General features: G+C 69.5%; 16 protein-coding genes. 15 read left to right on the forward strand and 1 reads right to left on the reverse strand.

What is annotated here, in order from left to right; genetic code table 11:
- Positions 1 to 71: 71 nt before the first annotated feature.
- From ACZ6R6_RS32715 to ACZ6R6_RS32780, 14 genes are all read left to right on the forward strand, one after another.
- The gene (locus ACZ6R6_RS32715) at positions 72 to 1,337 is read left to right on the forward strand and encodes a serine hydroxymethyltransferase (RefSeq protein WP_470099892.1); all 1,266 of its coding nucleotides are present in this window, start codon (positions 72 to 74) and stop codon (positions 1,335 to 1,337) included.
- Between the two features lie 57 nt (positions 1,338 to 1,394).
- Positions 1,395 to 2,696: a glycosyltransferase family 4 protein gene (locus ACZ6R6_RS32720; RefSeq protein ID WP_470099894.1), complete on the forward strand. Its 1,302-nt coding sequence runs from the start codon at positions 1,395 to 1,397 to the stop codon at positions 2,694 to 2,696.
- A 152-nt stretch (positions 2,697 to 2,848) separates the two neighbouring features.
- Positions 2,849 to 3,265, forward strand: a complete 417-nt coding sequence (locus ACZ6R6_RS32725) for a hypothetical protein (RefSeq protein WP_470099896.1) — start codon at positions 2,849 to 2,851, stop codon at positions 3,263 to 3,265.
- 88 nt (positions 3,266 to 3,353) lie between these two features.
- The gene (locus ACZ6R6_RS32730; RefSeq protein WP_451930248.1) at positions 3,354 to 3,569 is read left to right on the forward strand and encodes an AtpZ/AtpI family protein; all 216 of its coding nucleotides are present in this window, start codon (positions 3,354 to 3,356) and stop codon (positions 3,567 to 3,569) included.
- A gap of 67 nt (positions 3,570 to 3,636) precedes the next feature.
- The gene (gene atpB / locus ACZ6R6_RS32735) at positions 3,637 to 4,428 is read left to right on the forward strand and encodes a F0F1 ATP synthase subunit A (RefSeq protein ID WP_470099898.1); all 792 of its coding nucleotides are present in this window, start codon (positions 3,637 to 3,639) and stop codon (positions 4,426 to 4,428) included.
- A gap of 64 nt (positions 4,429 to 4,492) precedes the next feature.
- Positions 4,493 to 4,726, forward strand: a complete 234-nt coding sequence (gene atpE / locus ACZ6R6_RS32740; protein WP_012888402.1) for an ATP synthase F0 subunit C — start codon at positions 4,493 to 4,495, stop codon at positions 4,724 to 4,726.
- A gap of 31 nt (positions 4,727 to 4,757) precedes the next feature.
- Complete coding sequence (locus ACZ6R6_RS32745; protein WP_470099900.1) at positions 4,758 to 5,306, forward strand: F0F1 ATP synthase subunit B; 549 nt, start codon at positions 4,758 to 4,760, stop codon at positions 5,304 to 5,306.
- Positions 5,306 to 6,118, forward strand: a complete 813-nt coding sequence (locus ACZ6R6_RS32750; protein WP_470099902.1) for a F0F1 ATP synthase subunit delta — start codon at positions 5,306 to 5,308, stop codon at positions 6,116 to 6,118. Before ACZ6R6_RS32745 ends, ACZ6R6_RS32750 begins: the two co-directional genes overlap by 1 nt.
- Before the next feature lie 23 nt (positions 6,119 to 6,141).
- On the forward strand, positions 6,142 to 7,791 hold the full coding sequence (gene atpA / locus ACZ6R6_RS32755) for a F0F1 ATP synthase subunit alpha (RefSeq protein ID WP_306856415.1): 1,650 nt from the start codon (positions 6,142 to 6,144) through the stop codon (positions 7,789 to 7,791).
- A gap of 3 nt (positions 7,792 to 7,794) precedes the next feature.
- Positions 7,795 to 8,694 (forward strand): F0F1 ATP synthase subunit gamma, encoded by a 900-nt coding sequence (locus ACZ6R6_RS32760; protein WP_470099904.1) that lies wholly within the window; start codon positions 7,795 to 7,797, stop codon positions 8,692 to 8,694.
- Between the two features lies 1 nt (position 8,695).
- Positions 8,696 to 10,123, forward strand: a complete 1,428-nt coding sequence (gene atpD, locus ACZ6R6_RS32765) for a F0F1 ATP synthase subunit beta (protein ID WP_306856417.1) — start codon at positions 8,696 to 8,698, stop codon at positions 10,121 to 10,123.
- Between the two features lie 65 nt (positions 10,124 to 10,188).
- The gene (locus tag ACZ6R6_RS32770; protein ID WP_306856419.1) at positions 10,189 to 10,596 is read left to right on the forward strand and encodes a F0F1 ATP synthase subunit epsilon; all 408 of its coding nucleotides are present in this window, start codon (positions 10,189 to 10,191) and stop codon (positions 10,594 to 10,596) included.
- 42 nt (positions 10,597 to 10,638) lie between these two features.
- Positions 10,639 to 11,049, forward strand: coding sequence for a DUF2550 domain-containing protein (locus tag ACZ6R6_RS32775; protein ID WP_470099906.1), 411 nt, complete (start codon positions 10,639 to 10,641; stop codon positions 11,047 to 11,049).
- A gap of 307 nt (positions 11,050 to 11,356) precedes the next feature.
- Positions 11,357 to 12,064, forward strand: coding sequence for a choice-of-anchor C family protein (locus ACZ6R6_RS32780; RefSeq protein ID WP_470099908.1), 708 nt, complete (start codon positions 11,357 to 11,359; stop codon positions 12,062 to 12,064).
- A gap of 100 nt (positions 12,065 to 12,164) precedes the next feature.
- Here ACZ6R6_RS32780 and ACZ6R6_RS32785 read toward each other — a convergent pair whose 3' ends face one another.
- Positions 12,165 to 12,755 (reverse strand): cob(I)yrinic acid a,c-diamide adenosyltransferase, encoded by a 591-nt coding sequence (locus tag ACZ6R6_RS32785; protein WP_470099910.1) that lies wholly within the window; start codon positions 12,753 to 12,755, stop codon positions 12,165 to 12,167.
- 65 nt (positions 12,756 to 12,820) lie between these two features.
- Here ACZ6R6_RS32785 and ACZ6R6_RS32790 point away from each other — a divergent pair, with 65 nt between their 5' ends.
- Positions 12,821 to 15,970 carry a S41 family peptidase gene (locus ACZ6R6_RS32790; RefSeq protein ID WP_470099912.1) on the forward strand — a complete coding sequence of 1,050 codons (3,150 nt, stop codon included), beginning with the start codon at positions 12,821 to 12,823 and terminating at the stop codon, positions 15,968 to 15,970.
- The last annotated feature ends 36 nt before the right edge of the window (positions 15,971 to 16,006 follow it).

The following is a 16,006-nucleotide window of genomic DNA, read 5'->3' on the forward strand; positions in this document are numbered from 1 at the left end:
GCCCCTGGCCTCGGAAAGCGGGGGCGTCCGGGCTTAAAGTGGGTTGAGTCGTCATCCCCGGGATGTGAACCATGGGCGCAGAGCCGTACTACGGGCCCGACTTCGGGCTCCTGCACAGGCGGGACCCAGAGGTCGCGCGCGTGCTCCTCGACGAGCTCGACCGGCTCCGAGGCGGCATCCAGCTCATCGCGAGCGAGAACTTCGCCTCGCCCGCCGTGCTCGCCGCGCTCGGATCGACGCTCACCAACAAATACGCCGAGGGATATCCCGGCAGGCGCTACTACGCCGGCTGCGAGGTCGTCGACCGGGCCGAGCGGCTCGCGATCGACCGGGCCAAGCTGCTGTTCGGCGCCGACCACGTCAACGTCCAGCCCCACTCGGGCGCCTCGGCCAACCTGGCCGCCTACGCCGCGCTGCTCCAGCCGGGCGACACGGTGCTGGCCATGGAACTGTCACACGGCGGCCACCTCACCCACGGCTCCCGGGTCAACTTCTCCGGCCGGTGGTTCGACGTCGTCGCCTACGGTGTGCGCCGGGACACCGAGCTGATCGACTACGACGAGGTCAGGGAGCTGGCGCTGCGGCACCAGCCCAAGATGATCATCTGTGGCGCCACGGCCTACTCGCGGGAGATCGACTTCGCCGCCTTCCGGGGGATCGCGGACGAGGTCGGCGCCTGGCTGCTGGCCGACGTCGCCCACACCATCGGCCTGATGGCCGGGGGCGCGCTGCCGTCGGCCGTGCCGTACGCCGACGTGGTCACCTTCACCACGCACAAGGCGCTGCGCGGTCCGAGGGGCGGCGGCATCATGTGCACGGGGGAGCTGGCCGCCAAGATCGACCGGGCGGTCTTCCCGTTCATCCAGGGAGGCCCGCTGATGCACGCGGTGGCGGCCAAGGCGGTGGCGTTCGGCGAGGCGCTCCAGCCGGAGTTCGCCGACTACGCGCGCCAGGTGGTGGTGAACGCCCAGGTGCTGGCCGACGCGCTGGCCGCCGAGGGCATGCGGCCGGTCTCCGGCGGCACCGACAGCCATCTGGCCCTGATCGACCTGCGCGACATGGGGGTCACCGGCGCGGTGGCCGAGCAGCGGTGCACCGCCGCGGGGATCACGCTGAACCGCAACGCGATCCCCTACGACCCCGAGCCGCCCACGGTGACCTCCGGCATCCGGGTCGGCACCCCCTGCGTCACGACGCAGGGGATGGGGCCCGAGCAGATGAAGGAAGTGGCCTCGATGGTGGCGCAGGTCATCCGAGACCCTGACGCAGTGGGAGAGATCCGGCAGCGGGTGACGGCGCTGACGGAGATCCATCAGATATATCCCAGCGAACTATGAGCTGTTCTGTGTCGTTTTCCGGTCACAGCTGGCCGGACTATCCGCGAAACTAGGTCCGTGCGCGAATACCTACTCATGGCGCTGGTGGCGGCGGCGGTGACTTATCTCCTGGTCCCGCTGATCCGCGTGTTCGCCATCCGCATCGGTGCGATGCCAGAGGTCCGTGACCGTGATGTGCACACCACCCCGACGCCCAGACTCGGCGGTCTGGCCATGTACGGCGGGCTCGTCGCCGGCCTGTTGATCGCCAGCCAGTTACCCTACGCCGGGGGCAGGCTGGCCGAGGGCAAGACCGTGATCGCGCTGATCGCGGCGGGCGGCCTGATCACCCTGACCGGTTTCCTGGACGACTGGTGGGGGATGGACGCCCTCATCAAGCTCGCCGGGCAGGTCGGCGCCGCGGGCGTCCTGGTCGCCTTCGACGTCAGCCTGCCGTGGCTCCCGCTGCCCAGCTCGCTGGGCGGCCAGGTCATCCTCGACTCCACACTGAGCCCGCTGATCACGATCCTGGTCGTGGTCGTCATGATCAACGCGGTCAACTTCGTCGACGGGCTGGACGGCCTGGCGGCCGGGATCGTCGGCATCGCCGCCATGGCCACCTGGACCTACTCCATCGTCCTGTCCAAGGACTACGCCGACACCAGCATCAACGTCACGGCGGCGATCGCCTCGGTGCTCATCGGCATATGCCTCGGCTTCCTGCCGCACAACTTCCACCCGGCGAAGATCTTCATGGGCGACACCGGGGCGATGCTGATCGGCCTGGTCCTCGCGTCCACGATGATCACCATCACGCCGCTCGACTCGACCAGCATCAACCGCTTCCCGGTGATCCTGCCGATGCTGGTGCCGGTCGCCATCCTGGTGCTGCCGCTGCTGGACCTGATCATGGCGGTGGTCCGGCGCACCTCCAACGGCCTGTCGCCGTTCGCCCCCGACCGGGGCCACCTGCACCACCGGCTGCTGGACATCGGCCACTCGCACCGGCGCAGCGTGCTGATCATGTACACCTGGACGTTCCTGTTCGCCTTCGCGGTCGTGGCGATGTCCGTCGAGGGCGTCCCGCTCGTGCTGTTCCCGCTCACCGTGCTGCTGGCGGTGGGCGTGCTGGTGATGATGGCGCTGCCGCGCTGGCGGGCCCGCAAGGGCGGCAACGGCGGCGGCGGGGTCCACGCCGGCGGGCGGCACATCCGTCCCGGCGGGGGGCCGGCCCAGGAGCAGGCCCGTCCGCTCCCGCCGGAGCCGTCCGGCCCCCGGTCGGCCGCGGCCGACGACGACACCGCGGTCCGCTCCGTGCTGCCTGACCTGTCACTTACCGCTCCCAGCCCGGGTTTCTCAACCCCTGAGACGCTGCGTTGAACACCTCCCGGAAACCTCTTGATCGTTTACTTGAAACGGCAGGTAAAGGCGCTCTTCCGTGAGCTTGTGATAGCTTTCACTAGCAGCCGCTCAACAGGATGAGCCCTGCAAGGTAGCAATCGCTCGCTTGATAACAGTTACTTGGAGTGCCGATGCAGGCCAACGACGTACGCCTCCTGAAGGGGGCGGCCATACCCACACTGCTGGTGGGCCTCGTCGTGGTCGTCGTCGCCGCCCTCGTGGCCGGAGGCAAGGGGGCGCTGGGTGCGGCGATCGGGGCCCTGGTCGTCTGCGCCTTCTTCACCCTCGGCATCGTCGCGGTCTCCTACGCCAGCCGCGTCTCGCCCATGGCGATGATGACGGCCGCCGTCGTGGGTTACGTGGTGAAGATCATCATCGTCATGGGCCTGCTGAAGGCGTTCGAGGACGTCACCGTGTTCGAGCCCAGGGCCTTCGGCTGGGGCGCCGTCGCGTGCACCGTCGCCTGGACCGTCGGCGAGATGCGGGGCTTCATGAAGCTCAAGATGCTCTACGTCGACCCCGACGGCAAGACCCCTGGGTCGAGGTGATTCCCGATGAGGCGTAGTATCTCGCTCGCCGGGATGACCGGGCCCGATATGACTAGTCCTCGTCGTGGCTGCTATCGTCATGCCCGCGATGAGCGAAAAGAAAATCCGGCCCGAGGACGACGGCCGCGACTTCGCCAGCGCCGCCTGGTCGATCCCCAGCTATCTGCTTTCCGGGATGCTTCTGTACGGCGGTGCGGGCTGGTTGCTGTCCAAATGGACTGGCGTGGTCGCCTTCACCCCGATCGGATTGATCCTCGGAGTCGCTCTCGCCGTCTACCTGGTCTACCGGAAGTACGGTCGCTAGCCTTCGGCGGCGGTCGCTTCGCTGACGAAGCCATTTCGATCCACTACCACGCTGAAGGGAACGCCGCGTGAGCACGCTGACGCTCCTCGCTTCCGGGGACGAGTTCACGCCTCCGGGCCTCGAACTCTTCGACTCCCCCCCGATCATTGCCGGCGTCGACTGGTTCACGAAGCCGGTGCTGCTGGCGCTCCTGAGCACGCTCATCGTCGTGGCCTTCTGCTGGTCCGCGTTCGCCAACCCGAAGATCGTGCCCCGGGGCGTCCAGAACGTCGCCGAGATGGGCTACATGTTCGTCCGCGACCAGGTCGCCCGGCCGTTCCTCGGCAAGGACGCCGACCGGTGGATGGGCCTGTTGCTCAGCATCTTCTTCATGGTCTGGATCTGGAACCTGATGGGCGTCGTGCCCGTCCTGCAGTTCCCGGTCGCCTCGCACATCGCCTTCCCGATCGTGCTGGCGGTCAGCATCTACGTCCTCAAGGTCTACCTGGGCATCAAGCACCAGGGCGCGGTCGGCTACTTCAAGAACATGATGTTCCCGCCGGGTCTGCCCAAGCCGATCTACGTGCTGCTGGCCCCGATCGAGTTCCTCTCGAACATGATCATCGCGCCCTTCACCCACGCGGTGCGACTGTTCGCCAACATGTTCGCCGGTCACATCATCCTCGCGTTCTTCAGCCTCGTCGGCTTCTGGTTCCTCTTCGAGAAGCTCACACCGCTGGGCGCCCCGCTCGGCGTGGTCGGCGTCATCATGACGATCGCCATGACCGGCTTCGAGATGTTCATCCAGTTCCTGCAGGCGTTCCTCTTCTCGATGCTCGCCGCGATGTACATCGGCAACTCGCTCCACGCCGAGCACTAAGACCAACCTCGAATAGTCCAGACCGGTGGGACGTCCCACCGGCCGACCGTAAAGGAATACAGGAATGTCCGTCCTCGCTGAGGTCACCGGCTCCCTCAACGCTCTCGGCTCGATCGGCTACGGTCTCGCCGCCATCGGCCCCGGCATCGGCGTCGGCATCATCTTCGGTCAGGGTGTGCAGGCCATCGCCCGCCAGCCCGAGGCCTACGGCCTGATCCGCCAGAACATGCTGCTCGGCTTCGTTCTGACCGAGGCCCTGGCCCTGATCGGCCTCGTCGCGCCGTTCATGTTCCGCTAAGACGCACCAAACCTGACGGAAGGCTGCACACATGATTCAGGCAGCTTCACTCCTGGCAGCGGAGGAGGGGGGCAACCCCCTCATCCCACACACCTACGAGCTGGTCGTCGGCGTCTTCGCGTTCCTCGTCGTCCTCGTCGTCGTCGGTAAGATCCTCACCCCGCGCATCCAGAAGACCCTGGTCGAGCGGACCGAGGCCATCGAAGGCGGGATCCAGAAGGCGCAGGACGCGCAGGCCGAGGCCCAGGCGCTGCTCAAGCAGTACAAGGACCAGCTCTCCGAGGCTCGTCACGAGGCTTCCCGCCTGCGTGAAGAGGCTCGCGAGCAGGGCGCGCAGATCAAGGCGGAGCTCCGCGAGGAGGCGCAGGCCGAGGCCCGCCGTCTCGTCGAGGCGGCCCACGCCCAGATCGAGGCCGACCGCCAGCAGGCGTTCGCCCAGCTCCGCTCCGAGATCGGCCGTCTGTCGACGGACCTGGCCGGCCGCATCGTCGGTGAGTCCCTCGAGGACGAGGCGCGCCAGCGCCGCACCGTCGACCGGTTCCTTGAGGAGCTCGAGTCGAGCAGCGCGGCGGTCCGCTGATGCTGAGAGGTCTGAGCAGGGCTTCGCTGGCCGAGGTCGAAGAGCGCTTCAACGCCGTTGCGGGAAGCGCGGACCTCGGCTCGCTGGCCGACGAGCTCTTCGCGGTCGCCGACCTGTTCGACCGTGAGCACGGGCTCCGCCGCAATCTGTCCGACCCCGCCCGCCCGGTGGCCCAGAAGGCGCAAGCCGTACGGGCCCTGCTGGAGGGCAAGGTCAGCAACGCCGCGCTGGAGACGGTCACCGCGGCCGTGTCCGCCAAGTGGGCGCGCTCGGGCGACCTGGCCGACGTGCTCGAGCGCCTCGGCGTCATCGCCGCCGCGGCCGAGGCCGAGGCGCAGGGCAGGCTCGACGACGTCGAGGACGAGCTGTTCAGGTTCGGGCGCATCGTCGCCTCGAACCTGAAGCTGCACCGGTCCCTGACCGATCCCGGCGCCCCCCTGCAGGCCAAGCAGGAGCTGCTCGGCTCCCTGCTCGGCGGCAAGGTCGCCCCCGCCACCCTCCGTCTGGTCACGCAGCTCGTGGTGCATCCGCGAGGACGTAGCCTGGACAGAGGACTTGAGGAGTTCGGCAGCCTGGTCGCCGCCCAGCGGCAGCGCCTCGTCGCGGTGGTGCGCAGCGCTGTCGAGCTCTCCGAGGAGCAGAAGCGGCGTCTCGCCACGTGGCTGCGCACCTCGTATGGCCGCGACGTTCATCTGAACGTCGAGGTGGATCCGCGAGTGCTCGGAGGGTTCTCGGTTCAGATCGGGGACGACCTCATCGACACCACCATCGCGGGACGAATCGAAGAAGTCCGCCGCCGGTTGGCCGGCTAGGCGAATAGGGAGACTGAAGAGAGATGGCGGAGCTTACGATCCGGCCGGACGAGATCCGGGACGCGCTTGAGCGCTTCGTCCAGGCGTACGAGCCGGAAGGCGCCGCGCGCGAGGAGATCGGGACCGTCGTCGACTGCGGCGACGGCATCGCCCATGTCTCCGGCCTTCCCTCGGCGATGGCGAACGAGCTGCTTGAGTTCGAGGACGGCACGCGTGGTCTGGCACTGAACCTGGATGTCCGGGAGATCGGTGTCGTTATCCTGGGCGACTTCAGCAAGATCGAGGAGGGCCAGTCGGTCCGCCGGACGGGCGAGGTCCTGTCCGTGCCGGTCGGCGACAACTTCCTCGGCCGCGTGGTCGACCCCCTGGGCAACCCGCTGGACGGCAAGGGCGCCATCGAGTCCGAGGGCCTGCGCCCTCTCGAGGTTCAGGCCCCCTCCGTCGTCCAGCGCCAGCCGGTGAAGGAGCCCCTGGCCACCGGCATCAAGGCGATCGACGCCATGACCGCGATCGGCCGTGGCCAGCGCCAGCTGATCATCGGTGACCGTGGCACCGGCAAGACCGCGATCGCCGTGGACACCATCCTCAACCAGCGGGACAACTGGCTCTCCGGCGACCCCAGCAGGCAGGTCCGCTGCGTCTACGTCGCCGTCGGCCAGAAGGGCTCGACGATCGCCCAGATCAAGGGCCGCCTGGAAGAGGCGGGCGCGCTGGAATACACCACCATCGTCGCCGCTCCGGCGTCCGACCCGGCTGGTTACAAATATCTCGCCCCCTACACCGGCTCGGCCATCGGCCAGCACTGGATGTACCAGGGCAAGCACGTCCTCATCGTCTTCGACGACCTGACCAAGCAGGCCGACGCCTACCGCGCGGTCTCCCTGCTGCTGCGCCGCCCGCCGGGCCGTGAGGCCTACCCCGGCGACGTCTTCTACCTCCACTCGCGTCTGCTGGAGCGCTGCGCGAAGCTCTCCGACGAGATGGGCGCGGGCTCGATGACGGGTCTGCCGATCATCGAGACCAAGGGCAACGACGTCTCGGCGTTCATCCCGACCAACGTCATCTCCATCACCGACGGCCAGGTCTTCCTCGAGACCGACCTGTTCAACGCCGGCGTCCGCCCGGCGATCAACGTCGGTGTCTCGGTCTCCCGCGTCGGCGGCTCGGCCCAGACCAAGGCGATGCGGAAGGTCGCCGGAACGCTGCGTCTGTCGCTGTCGCAGTACCGCGACCTGGAGGCCTTCGCCTCCTTCGCCTCCGACCTGGACGCCGCGTCCAAGGCGCAGCTGGAGCGGGGGCAGCGTCTGGTCGAGCTGCTCAAGCAGCCCCAGTACAGCCCCTACCCGGTCGAGCGGGAGGTCGTCTCCATCTGGGCCGGCACCACCGGCGAGCTCGACGACGTCCCGGTCGAGGACATCCGCCGCTTCGAGGCGGACTTCCTCGACTACCTGGCCCGCGAGAACAAGGGCATCTTCGACGGCATCCGCGAGACCAAGGAGCTGTCGGACGACACGGTCACGGCTCTCAAGGACGCGATCACCGAGTTCAAGAAGACCTTCGAGACCTCGGCGGGCGAGCTGCTGGTCAACGAGGAGCCGGTCGCGGCGCTCGGTGCCGAAGAGGTCGGCCAGGAGAAGATCACCAAGCACGTCCGCACGGCTGAGAAGAAGTAGCCGATGGGTGCCCAGCTAAGACTGCTGCGGCGGCGGATCAAGTCGGTCAAGTCCACCGCGAAGATCACGCGCGCCCAGGAGCTCATCGCTTCGTCGCGCATCGTGCGGGCTCAGCAGCGGATGCAGGCGGCGGTGCCGTACGAGCGCGAGATCACTCGCGCCGTCACGGGCGTCGTCAGCAACACCGCAAGCGTCGACCACCCGCTGACCGTGGCGAAGGCACAGCCGGCCAAGGCGGCGGTGCTCGTCGTCACCAGCGACAGCGGCTTCTGCGGCGGCTTCAACGCGAACATCCTGCGTGAGGCCGAGGCGCTCAGCAGCCTGCTGCGGGGCAAGGGCATCGAGCCCGTGCCCTTCGTGACGGGCCGCAAGGGCGTCGCCTGGCACAGCTTCCGGGGTCGCACGATGGGCGGGCAGTGGACGGGATTCTCCCGTAAGCCCGCCTACGCCGACGCCAAGGGGATCGCCGACGCGCTGATCGAGTCGTTCTCGGCGGAGGACGGGGTGGACGAGATCCACATCGTCTCCACCCAGTTCGTCTCGATGCTGACGCAGGAAGTCGTGGTCAAGCGGATCCTGCCGCTGGAGGTCGAGGAGACCACCGAGGCTCCGGACACGCCGCTGCCCTACTTCGAGTTCGAACCCAGCGCCGGCGCCGTGCTCGACACGCTGCTGCCACGTTATGTGGAGTCGCGCATCTTCACCGCGCTGCTCCAGTCGGCGGCCGCCGAGGAGGCCTCGCGTCGCCGGGCCATGAAGTCGGCGACCGACAACGCCAACGAGCTCATCCGGGTCTTCACCCAGCAGATGAACCAGGCTCGTCAGGCCGAGATCACCCAGGAAATCAGCGAGATCGTCGGTGGCGCCAACGCGCTGGCTGACGCCGCAGCGGGGAAAGAGTGAAATGACTGCACAGACTGTTGAGACCGGCGTGGGCCGCGTCGCGCGGGTCACCGGTCCCGTCGTCGACGTGGAGTTCCCCGTCGAGGCGATGCCCGAGATCTACAACGCCCTTAACGTCGACGTCGTCCTCGGTGGGGAGACGAAGACCCTGACCCTGGAGGTCGCCCAGCACCTGGGTGACAACCTGGTCCGCGCCATCTCCATGCAGCCCACCGACGGCGTGGTCCGCGGCGCGGCGGTCTCCGACTCCGGCGCGCCGATCTCGGTGCCGGTCGGCGACGTCGTCAAGGGCCACGTGTGGAACGCGCTCGGCGAGTCCCTGGACGTGCCGACCGCCTCCCTCCAGGTCACCGAGAAGTGGGGCATCCACCGCCCCTCCCCGGCCTTCGACACCCTTGAGTCGCGCACCGAGATGCTGCCCACCGGCATCAAGGTCATCGACCTTCTCACCCCGTACGTGAAGGGTGGGAAGATCGGTCTGTTCGGCGGCGCCGGTGTCGGCAAGACCGTTCTGATCCAGGAGATGATCCGCCGAGTCGCGCTGAAGTTCTCCGGAACCTCGTGCTTCGCGGGCGTCGGCGAGCGTACCCGTGAGGGCAACGACCTCTGGCTGGAGATGGAGGAGGCCGGCGTCCTCAAGGACACCGCTCTCGTCTTCGGCCAGATGGACGAGCCCCCGGGCACCCGTCTGCGCGTCGCGCTCTCCGCCCTCACCATGGCGGAATACTTCCGTGACGTGCAGAAGCAGGACGTGCTCCTGTTCATCGACAACATCTTCCGGTTCACCCAGGCCGGTTCGGAGGTCTCCACCCTGCTCGGCCGCATGCCGTCCGCGGTGGGTTACCAGCCGACCCTGGCCGACGAGATGGGCGTTCTCCAGGAGCGCATCACCTCGACCCGCGGTCACTCGATCACCTCGATGCAGGCGATCTACGTCCCCGCGGACGACATCACCGACCCGGCCCCGCACAACGCGTTCGCGCACCTCGACGCGCAGACCGTTCTGTCGCGGCCGATCTCGGAGAAGGGCATCTACCCCGCGGTGGACCCGCTCGACTCCAGCTCGCGGATCCTCGACCCGCAGATCGTCGGCGAGGAGCACTACCGCGTGGCCCAGGAGACCAAGCGGATCCTGCAGAAGTACAAGGAGCTGCAGGACATCATCGCGATCCTCGGTATCGACGAGCTGTCCGAAGAGGACAAGGTCACCGTGAACCGGGCCCGTCGTATCGAGCGCTTCCTCTCCCACCCGATGTACGCCGCCGAGGCGTTCACCGGTCAGCCGGGTGAGTTCGTGCCGCTGGACGAGACGATCGCCTCGTTCAAGGGTCTGTGCGCCGGCGAGTACGACCACCTGCCCGAGCAGGCGTTCTTCATGGTCGGTGGCATCGAGCAGGCCATCGCCAAGGCCAAGGAACTCGCCCGCTAGTCGCCTGTGGCACCGGTACGGCCCGCGCCGTACCGGTGCCTGGTTCGAAAGGAACTGGAGAGAACGTGGCGAAGCTGCGAGTAGGCGTCGTCTCGCCGGAGCGTGAGATCTGGTCCGGCGAGGCCGACATGGTGATTGCCAAGACCATCGACGGCGAGATCGGTATCATGCCTAAGCATGCGCCCGTGCTCGGTGTTCTCGTCGAGGGCGGCGTGCTGACGGTCAAGCGTGGTGGCGGCGAGAGCGACCTCATCGCCGCGGTCCACGGAGGGTTCCTCTCGGTGGCCGACGACGAGGTGTCGATCCTGGCCGAGCTGGCTGAGCTCGGCTCCGAGGTCGACGTCGCCGCGGCCAAGGACGCGCTTCAGCGCGCGCAGGCCTCGATCGAGGCCAACCAGGAGGACGCGGACGCCGCTGTCGCGGCCAAGCGCGCCAGGGCCCGGTTGCGCGCGGCCGGCGAGGAAGTCGGATAAATTCTGCTTCTGAGCGGTACGGTTTTTTTGGGGGCGGCAGGCATGGTGCTGGACGTACTCATCGTGGTGGCGCTGCTCGTCGCCCTCCTCGCCTCCCGTGTGCTGATCCTGACCCGCTCCCGAGGGTCGGTGCTGTGTTGTCTGCGCCCGATGTCGGGAGAACGGGGCTGGCGTGTAGGGGTAGCCCGTTACGCCGACGGCCAGCTCAACTGGATCCCACTCATAGGTCTGCTTCCAAGGCCGCGCCACGTGATCGTGAGGCGCGGCCTTGTCGTTTCCGGGCGTCGCAAGGTCGGGTCCGGTGAGTTCTTCGGGTTCATCGAGGGTGTGACGGCACTGGAGTGCCGCAACGGGCAGAACGCGTTCGAGCTCGCCATGGGATACCGCGCCCTCACCGGGTTCGTCGCCTGGCTGGAGTCCGCCCCGCCCGGCGCCTACCTCGACGTCTCCTGACCACTCCCCGGCTCCCCGGCTCCCCGCTTTCCTGCTTCCCCGCTTCCCCGCTTTCCCCGCGGACCGCGGGCCCGGTGCGGCGTCCCCCCACTTTCCGGTTCTCGCCGTTGATCGCGTCTTGGGCTCTCGGTGCCGGTCGGGCGTGCCACGGAGGCGGATCACCTCTCCGTCGTTACTGTGGATCATCGTGTGGCCACTCCGCGTGGCGGTCCGCCGGCGTGTGACGCGCGTGGTGTCCCGTCATGCGGGCCGGCCCTCCTGTCACGAGCTCAGCTCATGCATAACGGGGGAAATCATGATGGTTCCGATGAAGTGCCGCCGGTGGGTCGCCGGGCCGGCCGTCGCGCTGCCCGCGGCCTTCGCCCTGGCCCTTTCCGCCTCCGCCGGGGCGCACGCCTCGGCCGTGCTCCCACTGATCGCCAACGGCAGTTTCGAGACCCCGCTGAGCCCCGGGGTCATCCAGATCAACGCGGGCGGCACGATCGGCCCGTGGGGCGTCACGGCGGGCTCGGTCGACCTGATCGGCTTCGCGGGTCCCTGGCGGGCGGCCAAGGGACGGCAGTCGGTCGACCTGTCGGGCGGCGGGCCCGGACGGATCGAGCAGTCCTTCGCCACGACGGCCGGACGCTGCTACACCGTCAGCTACGCCCTGGCGGGCAACACCCACGGCGGCCCGGTGGTGAAGACGGGATACGCGCGGGTGACCCAGGGCCCGCTCATCGTCCAGCGGGCGTTCTCCTTCGACACCACCGGTAAGACGCCCCAGAACATGGGCTACGTGCGGGAGAAGTTCTCCTTCTGCGCGCAGGACACCACCGCGACCCTCGCCCTCGTCTCGACCACCGCCGGGGTGTACGGCCCGGCGGTCGACGATGTGATCGTCGCTCCGCGACTGCCCTGGATCGGCATCGGGGACTTCGGCATCGAGGACGCCGGCGCCGGCAACGCCATCATCGGGAAGGCCGGTGCCGGGAACACGGGCGCCGGGAACGAGGGCGTCGGAGGGGTCGGCTGACGTCCGGCACGCGGGTCCCGGCGGACCGCCGGGACCCGCGTGCCCCAGGCCCGCCACGGGCTGCGGCCGGTGAGAGGCGAGCCGCGAGCGGCGGGGACGGCTAGCGGGTGCCGCCGGGCTTCCAGAGGATCTCCTCGCCGCGGGCGGCGACCCGGCAGAGGATGAACATCAGGTCGCTCAGCCGGTTGAGATATCTGGCGGTCAGCGGGTTGACGTCGTCGTGCGCCTCCAGGGCCGACCAGGTGGTCCGCTCGGCCCGCCGGACCACCGTCCTGGCCACGTGGAGCTGGGCGACGGCCGGGGTGCCGCCCGGCAGGATGAAGCTGCGCAGCGGCTTGAGTCGCCCGTTGAACTCGTCGCACCGCGCCTCCAGCCACTCGACGTAGGAGGGCTCGACCCGCAGCGGGGGGAACTCGGGGGCCTCGGTGACCGGGGTGCACAGGTCGGCGCCGACGTCGAACAGCTCGTTCTGGATCCGGCCGAGGACCGCGCTGACGTCCTCGTCGAGGGCGCCGGTGGCCAGGGCCACGCCGATCGCCGCGTTGGCCTCCTCGACGTCGGCGTAGGCGGCCAGGCGGGGGTCGGTCTTACGGGTGCGGCTCATGTCGCCGAGCGCGGTCGTGCCGTCGTCGCCGGTCCGTGTGTAGATCTTGGAGAGCACCACCGGCTCGTCTCTGTCAGCTCGCGTCATGTGGCTCAGCGTATCGCCCGGAAAATATCTAAGTTTGTCCTGATAGTGGACAATATGATTTACCAATGGTTTCTGGTTTTTACCTGCGATTCCCCCACATCTCCCGCGATACGCTGACGTTCGTCGCCGACGACGACGTCTGGGCGGCTCCCGCGGAGGGCGGCCGGGCCTGGCGGCTCTCCTCGGACCGGGCTCCCGCCGGCCATCCCCGGCTGTCCCCCGACGCCGCCAAGGTCGCCTGGACCAGCGTCCGCGACGGGGCGCCCGAGGTGTTCCTGGCCGACCTGGAGTCCGGCTCCGCCGAGCGGCTGACCTACTGGGGCGACCGCCGGACCCGCACGCGCGGCTGGACGCCGGACGGCGAGATCCTCGCGATCAGTGCGGCCGGTCAGCCCTTCGCCTCCCGGACCTGGGCCTACACGCTGGGCGAGGGCCGGGCCGAGCGGCTGCCCTACGGCCCGGTCACCGACCTGGCGGTCACCGAGGACGCGGTGGCGCTGCTCACCGCCTCCCTCGCCCGCGACCCGGCGACCTGGAAGCGCTACCGGGGCGGTACGGCGGGGCGCCTCTGGGTCCAGCCGGCGGGGGGTGACTTCACCCGGCTCCTGGCGGAGGTGAAGGGCCACTTCGCCAGCCCGATGCTCGTCGGCGGGCGCCTGGTCTTCCTCTCCGACCACGAGGGCGTCGGCAACCTCTACTCCTGCGCGCTGGACGGCACCGGTCTGCGCCGGCACACCGACCACGACGTCTTCTACGCCCGGCACGCCACCACCGACGGGACCCGGATCGTCTACCAGAACGCCGGAGACCTCTACCTGCTGGACGGCCTCGACGCCGAGACGCGCAAGCTCGACGTCACGCTCGGCTCCCCGCTGCGGGGGCGGCAGCCGTACCAGATCAACGCGGGCCGCAGGCTGCACGACCTGGCCGTGGACGCGACCGGGCGGGCCAGCGCGGTGGAGATCCAGGGCTCGGTGCACTGGATCACCCACCGGGACGGCCCGGCCCGGCAGCTCAGCACCGGACTGTCGGCGGGACGGCCGCGCATCCTCGGCACGGACCGGGTGGTGTGGGTCTTCGACGACGGGGAACGGCAGGGGCTGGAGATCGGCCCGGCCAGCGGCGGGGAGAGCCGCAGGATCGCGGCGGGCAAGCTCGGCGAGGTCGGCGACCTGGCCGTCGCGCCCGACGCGAACACGATCGCGGTCGCCGCCAGGGACGGGCGGCTGCTCCTGGTGGACGTGGCCTCCGGCGAGGTCACCGAACTGGCCGCCGCCAACGGCGAGATCGACGGGCTGGCCTGGTCGCCCGACTCCGCCTGGCTGGCCTGGTCGCACCCGGAGGCCACGCCGCTGCGCCGGATCCGGCTGGCCCGGGTGGTGGACCGGGCCGTCACCGACGTCACCGACGGCCGGTTCGTGGACATCTCGCCCGCGTTCGCCGGCGACCACCTGGCGTTCCTGTCGCGCCGCGGCTTCGACCCGGTCTACGACGCGCACTCCTTCGACATGTCCTTCCCGTTCGGCTACCGCCCCTACCTGGTGCCGCTGTCGGCGACCACCCCGTCGCCGTTCGCGCCCAGCTCCGAAGGGCGTCCCGTCGGCGAGCCGGACGACGACGACAAGAAGGGCAAGGACGACACCTCGATCACCGTCGACCTGGAGGGCATCGCCGCCAGGGTCGTGCAGGTGCCGGTGCCCGAGGGCCGTTACTCGGCGCTGCGCGCGGTCAAGGGCGGGTTCGTCTGGCTGCGCGAGCCGCTGGCCGGGGAGCTCGGCGAGGACCGGGACGAGGTGGGCGGTGAGGCCCCCAAGCCCGCGCTGGACCGCTACGACCTGGTCAAGCGCAAGTGGGAGGAAGTGGTCGACAAGCTCGACTGGTACCGGGTGAGCGGCGACGGCACCCAGCTCGTCGTCTCCCACAAGGGCACGCTCACCGTCCGTCCGGTCACCGGCAAGAACGGCGACGACGCGACCGTCGACCTGTCGCGGATCCGGATCACCGCCGACCCGCGGGCCTACCGGCGGCATGCCTACACCCAGATGGGCCGCCGGATGCGCGCGGACTTCTGGGTCGAGGACATGGCCGACGTCGAGTGGGAGGCCGTGCTGGAGGAGTACCGGCCGCTGGTGGAGCGCGTGGCGACCGCCGACGACTTCGCCGACCTGCTCTGGGAGGTCGTCGGGGAGCTGGGCAGCTCGCACGCCTACGTCGACGGCGCCCCCTGGGGGCACCCCGCCTCCGATCCGGTCGGCCTGCTCGGCGCCGATCTGTCCAGGAACGGCGACGGCCGCTGGCAGGTGGACCGGGTGCTGCCCGGTGAGTCCTCCGACGTGCACGCCCGCTCCCCGCTGGCCGTGCCCGGCGTGGGGATCCAGCCGGGGGAGACGCTGCTGGCGGTCGACGGCCGCCCGGTGCCGCCGCAGGGCCCCGCCCCGCTGCTGGTCGGCGCGGGGGACAAACCGGTCGAGCTGACCCTGGGCGGCGGACGCCGGGTCGTCGTCACGCCGCTCCACGACGACCGGCGCCTGCGCTACCAGGACTGGGTGGCCGGACGCCGGGCGCACGTCCGCGAGCTCGGCGACGGCCGTGTCGGCTACCTGCACATCCCCGACATGGTCGCCGAGGGCTGGGCGCAGTTCCACCGCGACCTGCGCAGGGAGATGACCTTCGAGGCGCTCGTCGTGGACGTCCGGGGCAACCGGGGCGGCCACACCTCCGAACTCGTCATCGAGAAGCTGATCCGCAGGGTCATCGCCTGGGACCTCCCCAGGGGCATGACGCCGATCACCTACCCCGAGGACGCCCCGCGGGGCCCGCTGGTCGCGGTCACCGACCAGGACGCCGGATCCGACGGCGACATCGTCACCGCCGCCTTCAAGATCCACAAGCTCGGGCCGGTGGTGGGCACCCGCACCTGGGGCGGCGTCATCGGCATCGAGGGCGGCCACCGCCTGGTCGACGGCTCGCACATCACCGTGCCCCGGTACTCCTTCTGGTTCGAGGGGCTCGGCTGGGGAGTGGAGAACTACGGCGTCGACCCCGACGTCGAGGTGGACATCACCCCCGATGACTGGGCCACCGGCCGGGACCCGCAGATCGAGGAGGCGGTACGGCTCGCGCTGGCCGCCCTCGACGAGCGCCCCGCGGCCACCCCGCCCGACCCCGGGACCCGTCCCTCCCGCCGCCGCCCGGCGCTGCCGCCCCGCCCGTAGCTGACATTTGTCATCCCGCGGAGCTGAAAGATCCGT

This window comes from Streptosporangium sp. NPDC048886, assembly GCF_055586905.1.

Excerpts from the sequence above, each read along its gene's own strand:
- ACZ6R6_RS32780 (WP_470099908.1), top strand. The coding sequence starts at position 11,357 with ATGAAGTGCCGCCGGTGGGTCGCCGGGCCGGCCGTCGCGCTGCCCGCG.
- ACZ6R6_RS32775 (WP_470099906.1), top strand. The coding sequence starts at position 10,639 with ATGGTGCTGGACGTACTCATCGTGGTGGCGCTGCTCGTCGCCCTCCTC.
- ACZ6R6_RS32730 (WP_451930248.1), top strand. The coding sequence starts at position 3,354 with ATGAGCGAAAAGAAAATCCGGCCCGAGGACGACGGCCGCGACTTCGCC.
- ACZ6R6_RS32750 (WP_470099902.1), top strand. The coding sequence starts at position 5,306 with ATGCTGAGAGGTCTGAGCAGGGCTTCGCTGGCCGAGGTCGAAGAGCGC.
- atpD (WP_306856417.1), top strand. The coding sequence starts at position 8,696 with ATGACTGCACAGACTGTTGAGACCGGCGTGGGCCGCGTCGCGCGGGTC.
- ACZ6R6_RS32715 (WP_470099892.1), top strand. The coding sequence starts at position 72 with ATGGGCGCAGAGCCGTACTACGGGCCCGACTTCGGGCTCCTGCACAGG.
- ACZ6R6_RS32760 (WP_470099904.1), top strand. The coding sequence starts at position 7,795 with ATGGGTGCCCAGCTAAGACTGCTGCGGCGGCGGATCAAGTCGGTCAAG.
- atpE (WP_012888402.1), top strand. The coding sequence starts at position 4,493 with ATGTCCGTCCTCGCTGAGGTCACCGGCTCCCTCAACGCTCTCGGCTCG.
- ACZ6R6_RS32785 (WP_470099910.1), bottom strand. The coding sequence starts at position 12,755 with ATGACGCGAGCTGACAGAGACGAGCCGGTGGTGCTCTCCAAGATCTAC.
- ACZ6R6_RS32745 (WP_470099900.1), top strand. The coding sequence starts at position 4,758 with ATGATTCAGGCAGCTTCACTCCTGGCAGCGGAGGAGGGGGGCAACCCC.
- atpA (WP_306856415.1), top strand. The coding sequence starts at position 6,142 with ATGGCGGAGCTTACGATCCGGCCGGACGAGATCCGGGACGCGCTTGAG.
- ACZ6R6_RS32790 (WP_470099912.1), top strand. The coding sequence starts at position 12,821 with ATGGTTTCTGGTTTTTACCTGCGATTCCCCCACATCTCCCGCGATACG.
- ACZ6R6_RS32725 (WP_470099896.1), top strand. The coding sequence starts at position 2,849 with ATGCAGGCCAACGACGTACGCCTCCTGAAGGGGGCGGCCATACCCACA.